Origin of the sequence: Pseudomonas sp. (assembly GCF_030684895.1) — a bacterium.
GTDB lineage: Bacteria > Pseudomonadota > Gammaproteobacteria > Pseudomonadales > Pseudomonadaceae > Aquipseudomonas.
Window position 1 is genome coordinate 1 of the sequence record NZ_JAUXXP010000027.1, and the last position, 15890, is coordinate 15890.

A 15890-nucleotide genomic window follows, 5' to 3' on the forward strand; every position below is an offset into this window, starting at 1 on the left:
AGTTTACGAGCTGTAAATGAGCATTTTGAGCCTGTTTTTAACGACGCATCGGCAACGTAGATAGTTTTTCTACAGCCTGTTTATGACCTAGCGGGTGAGCAAACGCTCACCCGCCTCCAATTTGAAAAGAGTCCTGCATGAGCCGTTCCCAGTTCGATCCCGCCACCTACGCCGCCCAGCTTGCTGACAAGCAGCAGCGCCTGATCGAGCTGCTGGCACCGTTCAACGCCCCCGCTCCGGACGTATTTGAATCGCCGCGCGAGCACTATCGCCTGCGCGCCGAATTCCGCCTGTGGCGTGAAGGTGAGGACCGCCACTACGCGATGTTCGAGGCCGGCGATAACCTCAACCCGATCTTCTTTGAAGACTTCCCCATCGCCAGCGCGCAGATCAATGCGCTGATGCCGCGGCTAAAAAGCGCCTGGCAGTCGAGCTCGGCGCTTTCCTTCAAGCTGTTCCAGGTCGAGTTTCTCACCACCCTGGCCGGCGACGGGCTGATCACCCTGTGTTACCACCGCCCGCTGGATGCTGCCTGGCAGGCCGAGGCCGAGAAGCTCGCCACCGACTTGCAGGTCAGCATCATCGGCCGCTCCAAGGGCAAGCGCATCGTTATTGGCCGGGATTATGTCGAGGAGAAACTGCAGGTTGCTGGCCGCACGTTCAGCTATCGCCAGCCAGAGGGCGCGTTCACTCAGCCCAACGGCGAGGTGAACCAGAAGATGCTCGCCTGGGCTTTTGACGCGCTGGGCGAGCGCCAGGATGACCTGCTGGAGCTGTACTGCGGCAACGGCAACTTCACCCTGCCGCTGGCCACCCGCGTGCGCAAGGTGCTGGCCACCGAGATCAGCAAGTCCTCGGTCAACGCAGCCCTGGCCAACCTGGCCGACAATCAAGTGGATAACGTGACGTTGGTTCGCCTGTCCGCCGAGGAGCTGACCGAGGCGCTGAATGAAGTGCGCCCGTTCCGCCGCCTGGCTGGCATCGACCTGAAAAGCTACGACTTCGGTTGCGTGTTCGTCGACCCGCCGCGCGCCGGCATGGACCCGGACACCTGCGAGCTGACCCGGCGCTTCGAGCGCATCCTGTATATCTCCTGCAACCCGGAGACCCTGGCCGCCAACATCGCCCAGCTCAGCGACACCCATAAAGTGACGCGCTGCGCGCTGTTCGACCAGTTCCCCTACACCCACCATATGGAGTCGGGTGTGCTACTGGAACGCCGCTAAGGTTACAGGCGCTGCAACCCACGCAGCGCCCAGAAGCACAGCCCCACCGAGACCACTTCCAGCAGCAGCGCATAGAGATTGAAGGTCTGCTGTGCGCCGCCATCCAGCCACAGGCCGCCAATGCGTGCCAACGCCAGGGCACTGTAAAGCAGCACCAGCAGGGTCAGCGCGGCGCGGGTGAAGTCCAGCCGACTCAGCGACAGGCCGATAAACGCCGCCAGGCCCAGCTGCAGGCCGCCATAGAAGGCCCGCACATCCGTGGCGGCAGCCGGCGACATCAGCAGCATGCCGCTGAGGTTGGCCATTTCATGGGGCTGGACAAAATAGGCCAGCCCCAGCCCCGCCAATGCCAACAGTTGAATCACCAGTACTACGCGTGCAAACAACATGGACAGCATCCTTTTCGTGGAATTCGAGAGCCCAGAAATCGAGCACGCAGCATAAGCCTCCGTCGCGCCTTTCGGAAATCGCCAGTGGTTAGCCACGGCCGCCCGGCGCTATGCTCAGCCTTTCACCTGCCAGGAGTTACCCGATGCGCCAGCTGCTTGTTCTCGCCGGGCTGTTTGTCAGCAGCCTGAGTTTTGCCGCCGACCCCTTGACCATCGACGTGCACCGCGATGCCAACTGCGGCTGCTGCAAGGCCTGGATCAGCCACCTGCAGGACAACGGTTTTAACGTGGTCGATCATGTCGAGGCCGACATGAGTGCGGTCAAACAGCGCCTGGGCGTGCCGCCGCGCCTGTCGTCCTGCCACACCGGGGTGATCAACGGCCAGTTTGTCGAAGGCCATGTACCAGCCGCCGATATTCTCAAACTGCGCCAGCAGCCCGATCTGCTCGGCGCGGCAGTCCCGGGCATGCCAGCCGGCTCACCGGGTATGGAGTACGGCAATGTACGCGACGCTTATCAGGTCATCGGCCTGGATAAACAAGGCGCAGAGCGGGTGATCAGCGAATACCCCACCATCGAATAAATAACGACTGCACTGGCGCCGCTCACGCCAGCGAACAACACTCAAGCTCGGCATGCACACAGGACGATAACGATGCGCTGGAAACGCGGGAGACGAAGTGACAACGTAGTGGACGCACGCGGCAGCGGCAGCGGCTCACGCATGGGTGGCGGCAAGGGCCTGACCCTCGGCGGCGTGGCCATCGTGGTGATCGTCGGCCTGCTCAGCGGCCAGGACCCGATGCAGATCCTCGGCCAGTTGGCCGGGCAAGCCATGCAGGGCGGCTCGATCAGCGCGCCACAAAGCTCCGCGCCGGCAAGCAATGACGAGCAGTCGGAATTTGTTCGCGCGGTACTTGGCGATACCGAGGACACCTGGCGGGAAATCTTCCAGAGCGCCAACCGCCAATACCGCGACCCGACCCTGGTGCTGTTTCGCGGCGGGGTGAATTCCGCCTGTGGCTTCGCCAACTCAGCGGTCGGGCCGTTCTATTGCCCCGGCGATCAGCGGGTGTATATCGACCTGGCTTTCTTCCGCGAGCTGGAGCAGCGCTTTGGTGCGGCCGGCGACTTTGCCCAGGCCTATGTGATTGCCCATGAAGTCGGTCACCACGTGCAGACCCTGCTCGGCGTCTCGGCCAAGGTCAACGCCGCCCGCCAGCGTGGCGAGCGGGTAGAAGGCGCCACCGGCCTGCTGGTGCGTCAGGAACTGCAAGCCGATTGCCTGGCAGGCGTGTGGGCCTTCCACGGTCAACGCCGGCATGACTGGCTGGAGCCAGGGGATATCGAGGAAGCGCTGAACGCCGCCAATGCTATCGGCGATGACCGCTTGCAGAAGCAGGCGCGCGGCCAGGTGGTACCGGACTCCTTCACCCACGGCACCTCGGAACAACGCGTGCGCTGGTTCAAGACCGGTTTCGACGGCGGTGATATCGGCCGTTGCGACACCTTCAAGGCCACGCGGCTATAGCCCTAGGCCCATGGTGCGGCCCGTAGGGTGGATGTCGCTCCACCCATCCACCACCGCGCCTCCAGATGGTGGATGAAAAAAGCGTCGGCTACGCGCCCCGATCCACCCTACAGGCTGAACGCTGGCAGACCTGGATAACGGACATAAAAATGCCGCTTACCTGATCAGGTAAGCGGCATTTTTCTTAGCAGCGCTCTGGCCTATTGCGCCCAAGGTGGCGGGGGTTCTTCACCCTTGGGCGCATCTTCGGCATTCAGCAACGCCTGGCGCCGCTCCTCATCAGCCAGTGCGGCCTTGATTTCGCGCATCACTGCGTCGATATCGGCTTCTTCTTCCGGGTCATCGAACTCGCCAGTCAGCGGGCTTTCCGGGGTCAGTTCCCCGGCCTCATACAGCGCCCACATTTCCTTGGCGTACTTGGTGAACTTCAATTCCGGGGCGAACTGGCCGAAATAGGCGGACATGTTGCCGACATCACGCTCAAGCATCTTGAACGCATGGTTGTTGCCGGCAGCGTCCACCGCCTGCGGCAGGTCGATGATCACCGGGCCACCCGGATCAAGCAGTACGTTGAACTCCGACAGGTCGCCATGCACCAGGCCGGCGCAAAGCATCTTCACCACTTCATGAATCATAAAGGCGTGAAATTCGCGGGCATCATCCGGGTGCAGGTCGACATCGTTGAGGCGCGGAGCGGCATCGCCCTCGCCGTCATCGACCAGCTCCATCAGCAATACGCCTTCAAGGAAGTCATACGGCTTGGGCACCCGCACCCCGGCGCTGGCCAGGCGGAACAGCGCCGCCACTTCAGCATTCTGCCAGGCGTCTTCCTGGCCCTTGCGGCCGTACTTCGAGCCCTTGGCCATGGCCCGGGCATCACGGCTGTTACGCACCTTGCGGCCTTCCTGGTACTCGGCGGCCTGACGGAAGCTGCGTTTGTTGGCTTCTTTATAGACCTTGGCGACGCGCAGTTCTTCACCACAGCGCACCACATAGACCGCAGCTTCTTTACCGCTCATCAGCGGGCGTATCACTTCATCGACCAGCCCGGCTTCGACCAGGGGCTCAATACGTTTTGGCGTCTTCATCAGCTTTAATCAGGGGTCCTGTGTTGCCCAAGTCGACTCTGCCGCCCGTTATACGGCAATCTTTACGCAGCGCCCACCCTCCTGTCAGCACGGCCCAGCTTGCGGGGTATTGCGCGAGCCTGCCTGACACGGAGAAAACCGCTTAGCCACGCTGGCTGGCGGCGTTTTATAGCCGAACAAACGAAGCAAACCAGACATGACAAGCCAGCGTTCGATGCAACCAAAAGAGATTAAGCGCTGTCCCATGGGCAACATAATCGCCAGTCGCTCACGCCTTAACGTACTGGACCTGACTTTTACCCCGCGAAGGCGCCTTGCCTGAGCCTGCAGTGATTGGGGGAGATAACCATGAAACGCGCCCAATCTGGCATCAGCAACATGACCCAGAGGCCTGCCCTCTACCCGCGCAACGTACTGGAAGCCCTAGCCGCCCAGCGCCATGCCCTCCCTGAGCGCTGCAAGGGCATCAGCGCGCCGTGCATTGCCTCCAGCTATATCGCCACCACCACGCCGGCATGTTATATCAGCCGCCTGTGTACCCAGTTCGCCCACAAGCTGCCGGTGAGTTTCGATGAGCACCACGGCCGCATCGAGTTCGCCTTCGGCCTCTCGCACCTGCATGCGGACCGCACCGGCCTGTATATCACCGCCCTGAGCAATAATGCGCAAGACCTGGACAAGCTCAAGCACCTGATCGCGGCACACTTCGAGCGGTTTGCCTGGCAGGCGGAGCTAAGCCTCGACTGGCAATAGCAAGCGGCGAAAACCACCACCATTTTTCCGCAGCGCTCAGGGTGCCAGCAGATGCTGACGTAGCGCTTCGATGGCATAGCGCACCTTGGCCGGTTGCGCATCGCGGCGCGGCGTTACCAGGTAGATGCCGAATGGCGGCATACGCCAGTGCGGCAACAGCTCGCGCAGGCTGCCATTGGCCAATTCCTCACGCACCTCCTGCTCCGGCTGCAACGACACGCCCATGCCGGCCAAGGTGAACTGCCGTACGGCGAGAATGTTGTTGCAGCCCACCCGGCTTTCCACCCGCAGCTTCTCCACCTGCGCATCCGGCCCGTGCAGCTCCAGCACGTTGAACGCGTTGTCGCCATGCAGGATCAGCCAGTCCAGACCGATCAAGTCTTGCGGATGATTGATCAGCGGCTTGCGCAGTAAGTAGGCCGGTGCGGCGCACAGCAGCATGCGCGAATCGCCGATATGTCGCGCAACCAGGCTGGAGTCCTCCAGATGGCCAACGCGGATGGCCAGGTCGATGCGCTGCTCAATCAGATCGACCTGCTCATCATGGAAGAACAGTTTGAAACTCAGGCCGCTGTGCGCCTGCAGCAGTGGCGCCAGTGCCGCGCTAAGCCGCCGCCCGGAAAAACCCACCGGCGCGGCAATACGCAGCTCGCCCACCGGTGCATCGCGCAACTCGGCCAGGCGCTGCTCGGCCTGCTGAGCCAGCGCCAGCACCTGGGCGCAGCTCTGATAGAAGGTTGCACCCGCCTCGGTCAGGGTCAGCTTACGCGTAGTGCGGTGCAGCAGACTGACCTGGGTGCTGTCTTCCAGCTTGCGAATCTGCTGGCTGACCGCCGAGGCCGTCATGCCGAGCACCTCAGCCGCCGCCACCATGGAGCCACGGTCGACCACGGTGGCAAACACCGCCATGCGCTTTAACTGCTCCATTCGTAAGCCCTGCTTAATAGTTAAAGCCTTTTTAGCCTATTTTTCTGAGCTTTACCCAGCTGCAATTATCCCTCTCAGGTAATTCCACCTGGAGACACCCATGAAACTCGCACTGATCGGCGCCAGCGGCTTTGTTGGCGCAGCTGTTCTGCAAGAAGCTTTAGACCGTGGCCACCAGGTCAGCGGTATCGTCCGTGATCCGGCGAAACTGCCGCAGCACCCGGCGCTTAGCGCAGTGGCTGGCAATGTCTACAACGCCGAGGCATTGGCCGCGCAACTCAAGGGCCATGATGCGGTAATCCACGCCTTCAACCCGGGTTGGGGCACGGCGGATATTCGCGAGCGCTTTATCCAGGGCAGCCAGGCGATCATCGCCGCCACTAAACAGGCCGGCGTACAGCGCCTGCTGGTGGTCGGCGGCGCAGGCAGCCTGTATGTAGCACCCAACCTGCAGCTGATCGACACCCCAGAATTCCCCGCTGAGTACAAGGAAGGCGCCGAAGGCGCGCGGCAAACCCTCAACCTGCTGAAGACTGAAAGCGCGCTGGCCTGGAGCTTTATTTCGCCACCCGCGCTGCTGCAGCCCGGCGCGCGCAGCGGACAGTTCCGCATTGGCGGCGAGCAGCTGCTGATGAATGGCGATGCCCCGGCGCAGATCTCGGTGGCTGACCTGGCCGTGGCCATCATCGATGAGCTGGAGCGCCCGCAACACCTGCGCCAGCGCTTTACCGTCGGCTACTAAGCCGCACATTAATGAGGAGAAACCCATGCAACTGAACGCCAGCGCCTATGTCGCTACAAACACACCGGCCCGCTATATCAGCCGGCTGTGCAAACACTTCGCCCACAAGATCCCAGTGAGCTTCGATGAGCAGCAGGGGCGTATCGAGTTCGACAGCGGCCTCGCCCTGCTGCAGGCCGAGGCAGAGGGCTTGCGCCTCAGCGTGCAAAGCGCCAGCAGTGAAGGCCTGGAAAGCCTGAAGAAAGTGGTGAGCAGTCACTTCGAGCGCGTCGCCTGGCAGGCCGAGCTAAGCCTCGACTGGCAGTGATCAATCCGCTGGCAGGGTCAGCTCGATGCTTTCCCCCAGCGACTCATCCAGGCGCTGCAGCTCAAAGTGAATCGCTGCAGCGTCGTCGGCCAGGCGCTGGGCGATGTTGGCGAAGTCATCGGCGGCTTCGATAAAGGCCAGCACCACAGAAGGGTCGAAGCGCGTACCGCTGGCCGCGCTGATCTGCTTGAGCGCGTCGGCATGGCTGCACGACGGCCGATACAGGTGGTGACTGGTCAGCTCTTCATAGGCACCGACCACCGCCATCAGCCGTGCTGTCAGCGGGATCTGCTCGCCCAGCAGGCCCTGCGGATAGCCGCTGCCGTCCCAGCACTCATGCTGGCTATAGACGATATCGCGGGCATCGCGCAGAAAGTCGGTGACGTTGCCTAGCTTGGCTTCAGCGGCCAGCAAGGCATCACGCCCGGCTTCGGTGTGCCGGTGCAGCAGTTGCAGGTCCTCGCCCTGCAGCTGCTGGTTCGGATTGAGCAGTATGCGATCCGGCAGCACCAGTTTGCCGATGCCATGCAGCAGTGCCGACTTGCCCAGCTGAATGATGCGTTCGCGGTTCAACTCATCGACCAGCGCCGGCTGCTGATGGGCCAGCGCCGTGGCCAGGGTGGTCATATAGGGTTCGATACGCGCCAGGTGCTTGCCGCAAGGGTTGTCGCGCATGGCTGCAAGGCTGGCCATGGCCTCGATGGTGACCTCTTGCAGGCGCTGCATATCGCGGGTGCGGCGGCGTACTTCCAGCTCCAGATACTCACTTTTGTCGCGCAGAAAATCCGCGCTGGCCTTGAGCTGCAAATGCGCGTGTACGCGGGCGAGCACCAAGGGCGGGCTGATCGGTTTGGTGATGTAGTCCACCGCGCCGAGGTCAAAGCCGTGCTGCTCGTCAGCCACCTCGGTCTTGGCGGTAAGAAACACCACCGGAATATCCGCCGTGGCCGGGTTGAGCTTGAGCAGGCGGCAAACTTCGTAACCGTCCATCTCCGGCATCATGATGTCGAGCAGGATCAGGTCCGGCTGCTGGCTGCCGGCCGCGATGCGCAACGCCTTGACGCCACTGCTGGCGACCTTGACCCGGTAGCTGCCGAGCAGCAGCCCGCTCATCAGTTCGAGGTTTTCCGGGGTGTCGTCCACCACCAGCACCAAGGCCTGATCCGGCCGGTCGAGTATGTTGTCCATCACCACTCCCCACTCATAGTGTCAGTTGCCGTTGCCCGGCTGCGGCCTGCAGCAGCGCCAGCGCCTGCTCGAAGTCAAACCCACGCACCGCAGCAGCCAGCGCCGCGTAATCAGTAGTAAAGGCGCTGCGCAGCAGTTCGGCCTGCTCATCGAAGAGTTTTCCGGCGCGCGGATCATCCTCGACGAACAGCCGCTGCAGCTGCCGGCACAGTTGCAGCAGCTGCTCGGCATCCACCGCCAGCAATTCGTGCGGCGGCGCGGCGGGAAACTGCGCGTTGATTGCTTCCACCAGAGCGTCCAGGCTCTGCTGCAGCTCGGCCAGCAGGCCGTCCAGTTCATCGTGACGAGCATCCTTGATCGCGCTTTCCAGGTTCGCCGCCTGAGCCGCCAGATCCATCGCGCCGAGGTTGCCAGCCAAGCCCTTGAGGCTGTGGGCCAGACGCTCGGCGCTTTCCTGCTGATTGGCCGCCAGCGCGGCGCGCAACTGCGCAGGGAAATCCCCCTGACTGGCGACAAACTTGCCGAGCAGGCGCTGGTACAGCTCGCGTTTGCCGAGCACCCGGCGCAGGCCACTGTCGACATCCACCCCTGGCAGCTGCCAGTCCACGGCCGCCTCGGCTACGCGGGGCGACTCAGCCAGCGACTCGGCCTGGATCGGCATCCAGCGCGACAGGGTGTGCCACAGCTCGTTCGGCTCAATCGGTTTACCCAGGTGATCATTCATCCCCGCCGCCAGGCAGCGCTCGCGGTCGGCAGGCATGGCGTTGGCGGTCATGGCGACGATTGGCAACTCAGCAAAGCGCGGCTCGCGGCGGATCGCCTCGGTAGTCGCGATGCCGTCCAGCACCGGCATCTGCATATCCATCAGCACCAGGGCGTAATAGCCGTCGGCATGACTGCGCAGCAGCTCCAGAGCGATACCGCCGTGCTCGGCCTGATCGATCTGCAAACCGCTTTCCTGCAGCAGGCCGCAGGCCACCTCGCGGTTCAGCTCGTTGTCTTCCACCAGCAGCACGCGCAAGGAGCTGAAATTGGCAATCTGCTCACCCGCCGGCAAGCGCGCAAAGCCCTGCGCCGGGCCTTCGCCGGCCAGGCTGCGAATCAGCGCATCGAACAGCAGCGAAGGGTTGAGCGGTTTAAGCAGCACATCTTCGACGCCGACCTTCTCCGCCCCCAGCAGCACTTCCTCACGGCAATGGGCGGTGACCATCAGCAGGTGCGGCGGTGGTTGCAGGTTGAGTTCACGCACCCGACGCAGGGTTTCGATGCCATCCATGCCGGGCATCTGCCAGTCGACCAGCAGCACCTCGAACGGCTCACCCTGCAGACTGGCCTGCTGTACATGCTGCAAGGCGGCCAGGCCCGAGGCCACGGCGTCGACGCGAAAGCTCATGCTTTCCAGCATGTCGTGCAGCACTTGGCGTGCGCTGTCGTTGTCATCCACCACCAGCACCTTGCGTCCACGCAAATCAGCCTGCGGCAGCAGCCGCTGGGTTTGCTGGCGAGCAATGCCCAGCGGCACCCGGCACCAGAACAGACTGCCCTGTCCCGGCTGACTTTCGACCCCGACGCTGCCCTCCATGGCCTCGGCCAGGCTTTTGCAGATGGCCAACCCGAGGCCGGTGCCGCCGTATTTGCGGGTGGTCGAGGTATCGGCCTGCTGGAAGGACTCAAACAACCGGCCCATCTGCTCTGGCGTCAAACCGATACCGGTGTCGCGCACACCAAGGTAGAGCAGCAGCTGCTCGGCGTCGCGCTGCTCAACGCGCAGGATCACTTCGACCTCGCCCTGCTCGGTGAACTTCACCGCATTGTTGGCGTAGTTGATCAGGATCTGCCCCAGGCGCAGCGGGTCGCCAACCAGTTGCTGCGGCAGCTGCGGGTCGAGGTTGAACACCAGCTCCAGGCCCTTGGCCGCGACCTTGTCGCCGATCAGGTTGGCGAGGTTTTCCAGCACGGGCTGCAGGCCGAAGTCGATGCGTTCGATGGTCAGCTTGCCCGCCTCAATCTTGGAGAAGTCGAGGATGTCATTGATGATCCCCAACAGGTGCTGACCGGATTGCTGGATCTTGCCCAGGTAATCACGCTGGCGCGGGGTCAGCTCGGTTTTCAGCGCCAGGTGCGACATGCCGATGATCGCATTCATCGGCGTGCGGATTTCGTGGCTCATATTGGCCAGGAAGTCGGACTTCAAGCGCGCCGCCTCCTCAGCCAGCTCCTTGGCCTCGGCCATGGCATGCTCCGCCTGCTTGCGCGCAGTGATGTCACGGCTGATGCCCACCAGGCCGAGCAACTGGCCCTGCTCGTCATAGAAGGTGGTGCGCAACGTATCGAAGATCACTCGCCGGCCATCCGGGTAAAGCGAGTAGCCCTCACTTTCAAACGGCTGCGTCTGGCTTCTGGCGATGCGGTCATGCTCGGCGCGCGAGGCGGCCCAGGCCGGGTCAAGCAGCGCTTCGTCACGCTGGCCCTGCACCGCCTCACTCGGCTGACCGAACAGCGTGGCGCAGGCCTGATTGATGCCGACATAACGGCCGTCAACATCCTTGAACCAGATCGGATCGGGAATCGCGTTGATCAACGCCAGCAAGGTGCTGCGCTGACGGCTGGCTTCGGCCTCGGCGCGTTGGCGCTCGACGATCTGCACCGTCAGGCGGCGGTTCCACACCAGCACGAAAATCACCAACGCCAGCAAGCCGAGCAGATAAGGCCAACCCACCGCCAGCAGGCGTCGCCAGTTGAATACGGTCAGCGGCGGCAGCCAGCGCTCCTTGATCGTCGCCTGCTCGGTATCGCTCAGGTCATCCATGGCCAGGTTGAGTAGACTGACCAGTTGCGGCCAGTCCGGGCGCACGGCAAAGCGGAACTCGCTGCTGGACAAGCCGGTTTCGCCACGCAGCTCCAGGTTGGTCAGGTTTAATTCGCGGATCAGGTAGCTGGCCACGATCATATCGCCGACATAGGCATCGGCGCGCCCGGACGACACCGCGCGCAGCGCCGCCTCGGTGTCGCCGACTTCAAGCAATTGCACGCCCTCGACCTGCTCACGCAGCGCCTGCTGCAACGCATAACCGCGTTCGATGGCCACGCGCTTGCCGGCCAGATCACGGATGCGCTGCACCGCCAGTTCGCTGCGGGTAAAGATCAGGCTGCTGCTGGTCAGATAGGCTTCGCTGAAGGCCATAAAGGTTTCACGCTCGGCGGTCTTGGCCACCGAAGGCAGTAGGTCGACCTGGCCGCTGCGCAGGGCTTGCAGCGCGCCCTCCCAGTCGTCCATCAGTACCGGCTGAAAACGCAGGCCCAGGCGCTGGCCGAGCAACGCCAGGTAGTCGCCACTGATACCGCGATGCTGGCCGTGTTTGTCCAGTACATCAAACGGCGGCCAGCCGCTGCGCTCAATGCCCACGCGAATCATCCCATGCTCGGCGATCCAGGCGCGCTGCTGTTGGTTCAGCGGCAGCGCCGCCACTGCCAAGGTGGGCAGCAGGCATAACAGCAACAGGCAGCAGAGGCGCGACATGGCGGCATCCTTGCGGGCGATCAGGTGTTCTTCAGCGTAGCCCTGCTTTGAAAGTCAGATGTGCATTGGCAGACCGCCAGCCGCAGCCGACAATCAACCGATGATTATTGAGGATCGCGCCATGCTCGATGCCGACCGCTGCTGGCAAGCCGTTTGCGCCCGTGATGCCGCGCAGGATGGGCGCTTTGTATTTGCCGTGCGCAGCACCGGTATCTATTGCCGACCCAGTTGCCCGGCGCGACGGCCCAAGCGAGAAAACGTCAGTTTCCATGTTGATGCTGACGCCGCCTCGAACGCCGGCTTTCGCCCGTGCAAACGCTGCTCACCGCAGGGGCAGAGCCCGGCCGAACAGCTGGATGCGCTGGTGGTGGCCGCCTGCGCGCTACTCAATAGCAGCGAGCAACCGCTGACCCTCACCCAGCTGGCCGCGCGTATCGGCCTGTCCGCTTCGCACCTGGCGCGCGCCTTCAAGGCACGCACCGGGCTGACGCCGAAAGCCTGGAGCGAGGCGCAGCGCCGCGCACGTCTGGAACAGCAACTGCCGACTGCAGATAGCGTGCTGGATGCCGCGCTGAGCGCCGGTTACTCCGGCACCCGTGCGCTGTACCAGCAACCTGCCACGTTAAGCCCGGCGCAACGGCGCAAGCAGGCGGCAGGTGAACAGCTGCGCTACAGCATCGCGCCCTGCCCGCTCGGGCACTTGCTGCTAGCCAGCAGTGCCAAGGGCATCTGCGCGCTGCTGTTTGGTGACGACCCAGCGCAGCTGCTGAGTGAACTGCAGCAACGCTTTGCCGCAGCAGAGCTGCATGCGGATAACCCAGGCCTGGGCGATAGCTTGCGCCAGGTGCTGGCGCAGATCAGCGAACCGCAGCGCGCCGCCCAGCTGCCGCTGGATATTCGCGGCACGGCGTTTCAGCAGCAGGTGTGGCGCGCCCTGCAGCAGATCCCCGCTGGGCAGACGCGCAACTATGCCGAACTGGCCGCGCAACTGGGCAGCCATCCACGCGCCATCGCCCGCGCCTGCGCCAGCAATCCGCTGGGTCTGCTGGTGCCCTGCCATCGGGTGATCGCCAGCAATGGCAGCCTCAGCGGTTACCGCTGGGGGCTGGCACGTAAGGCGACGCTGCTGAAGGGCGAAGCCGATACCCAGGCGTAATAGCCGCGTCACCCTGAGCGCTCGGTTGAATGCCAGGCTTGGGTGGGAGGGGCTTTAGCCGCGACGTGTAGCGCCACCAAGATCTGTCGCGGCTAAAGCGGAGTGCCGCCCAGCTCCTCCCACGGAGCGCGTTGTCATCAAATGACGCGCACAAAAAAAGAGCGGCACCGCGTTCAGCGGCGCCGCTCCAAATCACGGAGTTGCATACATCAGTACCCGCACAGCGTGCGGATACGGCTGTTTGATTACTTTTCCAGGATTGCAGTCACACCTTGACCGCCAGCCGCGCAAATCGAGATCAACCCACGGCCTTCCTGCGCCACCGAAAGCAGCTTGGCCAGGTTGGCGACGATGCGCCCGCCGGTGGCCGCAAAGGGGTGGCCGGCGGCCAGGGAGCTGCCCTTGACGTTCATCTTGCTGCGGTCGATGGAACCCAGCGGCGCATCCAGGCCAAGGCGGGTTTTGCAGTAGTCGGCGTCTTCCCAGGCCTTGAGGGTGCAGAGCACCTGCGCGGCGAAGGCTTCGTGGATTTCGTAATAATCGAAGTCCTGCAGGCTCAGTTTGTTGCGCGCCAGCAGACGCGGCACGGCATAGGCCGGGGCCATCAACAAGCCCTCCTTGCCGCCGACAAAATCCACTGCCGCTGCTTCACCGTCCTTCCAGTAGGCCAGAATCGGCAGACCACGTGCCTTGGCCCAATCTTCGCTGGCCAGCAGCACCAGGGACGCGCCATCGGTCAGTGGCGTTGAGTTGGCGGCGGTCATGGTGCCGCGCGGGCTGCGCTCGAAGCAGGGTTTGAGGGTGGCGAGTTTTTCCAGGCTGATATCGGCGCGCAGGTTCTGGTCGCGGGGCAGGCCACGGAACGGCGTCAGCAGGTCGTCGTGCCAGCCTTCGGCATAGGCGGCGGCGAGCTTCTGGTGGCTGGCCACGGCCAGCTGGTCTTGCTCGTCACGCGGGATCGCCCAGGTCTGCGCCATCAGCTCGCAATGCTCGCCCATCGACAGCCCGGTGCGCGGCTCGCCGTTGCGCGGAATGGCCGGGGCCAGATGGCGTGGACGAATCTGCAGCAGGCTCTTGATCTTCTCGCCAGTGCTCTTGCCACGGTTGGCTTGCAGAAGAATCTTGCGCAGCCCTTCGTTGACCCCGATCGGCGCATCCGAGGTGGTGTCGACGCCACCGGCGATACCGCACTCGATCTGCCCCAGGGCGATTTTGTTGGCCACCAGCAACGCCGCTTCCAGGCCGGTGCCGCAGGCCTGCTGTAGGTCATAGGCTGGGGTTTCCGGGGCCAGACGCGAGCCAAGCACGCATTCACGGGTCAGGTTGAAATCCCGTGAATGCTTGAGTACCGCGCCGGCTACCACCTCACCGAGGCGTTCGCCATGCAGGTTGAAGCGCTCGACCAGGCCATCCAGTGCGCTGATCAGCATCTCCTGGTTGCTCGCGGTGGCGTAGACGGTATTGGAGCGGGCGAACGGAATGCGGTTACCACCAACGATGGCGACGCGGCGCGGCTGGGTCATGGACGACTCCTTAGCAGAAATGAATGGCGCACAGGCTAACCTGTCCCTGCAGTGTGGCATTGGCCGCCTTGCCGGCACAGCAGGCGGCGCGGTCAATTGCGCATTTCTGCGGCCTGCGTAGAGTGGGCGCACTTTTGATCCATGCGCAGGAGCCACTCCATGTCCGACCGTTATCTCGCCTTTGCCAACTCCACGTCCGGTCGCCGTCTGGTAAGCGCGCTCGGCCTGCCCGCGCCGCTGCTGCTGGAGCGCTGGATGGCCGGGCGCAGCCGGCCGGTAGACGGTGCCCTGCTGCTGGGTGGCGAAGGCAGCCTGGCCAACGCCGTATTGCCGTTTGCCAACAAACTGACCGATGCGCTGTTCGCCGCCCGCGAAGGCCAATTCGAGCTGCCGCGCTGGACCGCCGAACACGGCCCCAAGCTCAAGGCACTGGTGTTTGACGCCAGCGGGCTGACCCGCTTCGAGCAGCTGATCGAGCTGCGTGATTTCTTCCAGCCGGCATTCAAGGGCCTGGATAAGTGCCCGCGCGTGGTGATCCTCGGCCGCGCCCCGGAATCGTTAAAAGACCCCATCGCTGCCAGCGTGCAACGCTCGCTGGAAGGCTTTAGCCGCTCCCTGGGCAAGGAAATCCGCCGTGGCGGCAACGTACAACTGATCTACGTCGGCAAAGGCGGCGAAGCGCAACTGGAAGGCGCACTGCGCTTCTTCCTTTCGCCCAAAAGCGCCTATGTCTCCGGCCAGGTGCTGCGCCTGAATGCCTGCGCCGAACAGGTCAAGGACTGGACCCGCCCGCTAGCAGGCAAAAAGGCCCTGGTCACCGGGGCATCTCGTGGCATCGGTGCAGCCATCGCCGAAACCCTGGCCCGCGACGGTGCCGAAGTGGTGCTGCTGGATGTGCCGCCAGCCAAGGACGCCCTCGACGCACTGGCGGCCCGCCTCGGCGGTCGCGCACTGGCTCTGGATATCTGCGCCACAGATGCTGCCGCGCAACTGGTTGACGCACTGGCGGACGGTATCGATATCGTCGTGCACAACGCCGGCATCACCCGCGACAAGACCCTGGCGAAGATGAGCGACGAGTTCTGGAACTCGGTGATCAACGTCAACCTGAATGCCCCGCAGGTGCTCACTCAAGCCCTGTTGGACGCCGGCAAGCTGCACGACAACGGCCGCGTGGTGCTAATCGCCTCGATCAGCGGCATCGCCGGCAATCTGGGTCAGACCAACTACGCGGTGAGCAAGGCCGGCGTGATCGGCCTGGCCCAGGCCTGGGCACCGGCGCTGGCCAAGCGCGGCATCAGCATCAACGCGGTGGCACCGGGCTTTATCGAAACCCAAATGACCGCGGCCATTCCGCTGACCATCCGCGAAGCCGGCCGGCGGATGAACTCCATGGGCCAAGGCGGCCTGCCGCAGGATGTCGCCGAAGCCGTGGCCTGGTTCGCACAGCCCGGCTCGGGCGCGGCTACGGCACAAGTATTGCGCGTTTGCGGGCAGAGCCTACTGGGCGCTTAATCGCCGTCAGCAGAATGCAAAAGG

At 63.6% G+C, this 15890-nt stretch carries 14 protein-coding genes; 8 read left to right on the forward strand and 6 right to left on the reverse strand.

All coding sequences use genetic code 11. The annotated features are described in order from the left end of the window. Positions 1–137 precede the first annotated feature (137 nt). Positions 138–1226 (forward strand): tRNA (uridine(54)-C5)-methyltransferase TrmA, encoded by a 1089-nt coding sequence (gene trmA / locus Q8M42_RS05660; RefSeq protein ID WP_304869508.1) that lies wholly within the window; start codon positions 138–140, stop codon positions 1224–1226. 2 nt (positions 1227–1228) lie between these two features. Here the strand turns inward: trmA and Q8M42_RS05665 are convergent, their stop codons facing one another. Continuing rightward, on the reverse strand, positions 1229–1615 hold the full coding sequence (locus Q8M42_RS05665; RefSeq protein ID WP_304869506.1) for a DUF4345 domain-containing protein: 387 nt from the start codon (positions 1613–1615) through the stop codon (positions 1229–1231). A 143-nt stretch (positions 1616–1758) separates the two neighbouring features. Here Q8M42_RS05665 and Q8M42_RS05670 point away from each other — a divergent pair, with 143 nt between their 5' ends. Together Q8M42_RS05670 and Q8M42_RS05675 are read left to right on the forward strand one after the other, a co-directional pair. Further along, positions 1759–2199: a DUF411 domain-containing protein gene (locus Q8M42_RS05670; RefSeq protein WP_304869504.1), complete on the forward strand. Its 441-nt coding sequence runs from the start codon at positions 1759–1761 to the stop codon at positions 2197–2199. Positions 2200–2271: 72 nt separating this feature from the next. Next, positions 2272–3147 (forward strand): neutral zinc metallopeptidase, encoded by an 876-nt coding sequence (locus Q8M42_RS05675; protein WP_304869502.1) that lies wholly within the window; start codon positions 2272–2274, stop codon positions 3145–3147. Positions 3148–3347: 200 nt separating this feature from the next. Here Q8M42_RS05675 and Q8M42_RS05680 read toward each other — a convergent pair whose 3' ends face one another. Further along, positions 3348–4235, reverse strand: coding sequence for a PA4780 family RIO1-like protein kinase (locus tag Q8M42_RS05680; protein ID WP_304869500.1), 888 nt, complete (start codon positions 4233–4235; stop codon positions 3348–3350). A 348-nt stretch (positions 4236–4583) separates the two neighbouring features. On the opposite strand from Q8M42_RS05680, the gene Q8M42_RS05685 reads away from it, so the two are divergent. Beyond that, the gene (locus Q8M42_RS05685; protein ID WP_304869499.1) at positions 4584–4988 is read left to right on the forward strand and encodes a DUF2218 domain-containing protein; all 405 of its coding nucleotides are present in this window, start codon (positions 4584–4586) and stop codon (positions 4986–4988) included. A 36-nt stretch (positions 4989–5024) separates the two neighbouring features. On the opposite strand, the gene Q8M42_RS05690 is transcribed toward Q8M42_RS05685, so the two are convergent. Continuing rightward, on the reverse strand, positions 5025–5915 hold the full coding sequence (locus Q8M42_RS05690; RefSeq protein WP_304869497.1) for a LysR family transcriptional regulator: 891 nt from the start codon (positions 5913–5915) through the stop codon (positions 5025–5027). A gap of 100 nt (positions 5916–6015) precedes the next feature. Here Q8M42_RS05690 and Q8M42_RS05695 point away from each other — a divergent pair, with 100 nt between their 5' ends. Next, the gene (locus Q8M42_RS05695) at positions 6016–6657 is read left to right on the forward strand and encodes an NAD(P)-dependent oxidoreductase (RefSeq protein ID WP_304869495.1); all 642 of its coding nucleotides are present in this window, start codon (positions 6016–6018) and stop codon (positions 6655–6657) included. A gap of 25 nt (positions 6658–6682) precedes the next feature. Next, positions 6683–6964 (forward strand): DUF2218 domain-containing protein, encoded by a 282-nt coding sequence (locus tag Q8M42_RS05700; RefSeq protein WP_304869493.1) that lies wholly within the window; start codon positions 6683–6685, stop codon positions 6962–6964. On the opposite strand, the gene Q8M42_RS05705 is transcribed toward Q8M42_RS05700, so the two are convergent. Together Q8M42_RS05705 and Q8M42_RS05710 are read right to left on the reverse strand one after the other, a co-directional pair. Next, positions 6965–8152: an HD domain-containing phosphohydrolase gene (locus Q8M42_RS05705; RefSeq protein WP_304869491.1), complete on the reverse strand. Its 1188-nt coding sequence runs from the start codon at positions 8150–8152 to the stop codon at positions 6965–6967. A gap of 13 nt (positions 8153–8165) precedes the next feature. Then, the gene (locus Q8M42_RS05710; protein ID WP_304869489.1) at positions 8166–11672 is read right to left on the reverse strand and encodes a response regulator; all 3507 of its coding nucleotides are present in this window, start codon (positions 11670–11672) and stop codon (positions 8166–8168) included. Positions 11673–11793: 121 nt separating this feature from the next. Here Q8M42_RS05710 and ada point away from each other — a divergent pair, with 121 nt between their 5' ends. Beyond that, entirely contained in the window at positions 11794–12828 is a 1035-nt protein-coding gene (ada, locus tag Q8M42_RS05715; RefSeq protein WP_304869486.1) for a bifunctional DNA-binding transcriptional regulator/O6-methylguanine-DNA methyltransferase Ada, read from the forward strand. Between the two features lie 245 nt (positions 12829–13073). Here ada and Q8M42_RS05720 read toward each other — a convergent pair whose 3' ends face one another. Then, positions 13074–14351: an acetyl-CoA C-acetyltransferase gene (locus tag Q8M42_RS05720; RefSeq protein WP_304869484.1), complete on the reverse strand. Its 1278-nt coding sequence runs from the start codon at positions 14349–14351 to the stop codon at positions 13074–13076. A gap of 159 nt (positions 14352–14510) precedes the next feature. Between Q8M42_RS05720 and Q8M42_RS05725 the strand changes: the two genes are divergently transcribed. Then, positions 14511–15866, forward strand: a complete 1356-nt coding sequence (locus Q8M42_RS05725) for a 3-oxoacyl-ACP reductase (RefSeq protein WP_304869482.1) — start codon at positions 14511–14513, stop codon at positions 15864–15866. Positions 15867–15890 lie beyond the last annotated feature (24 nt).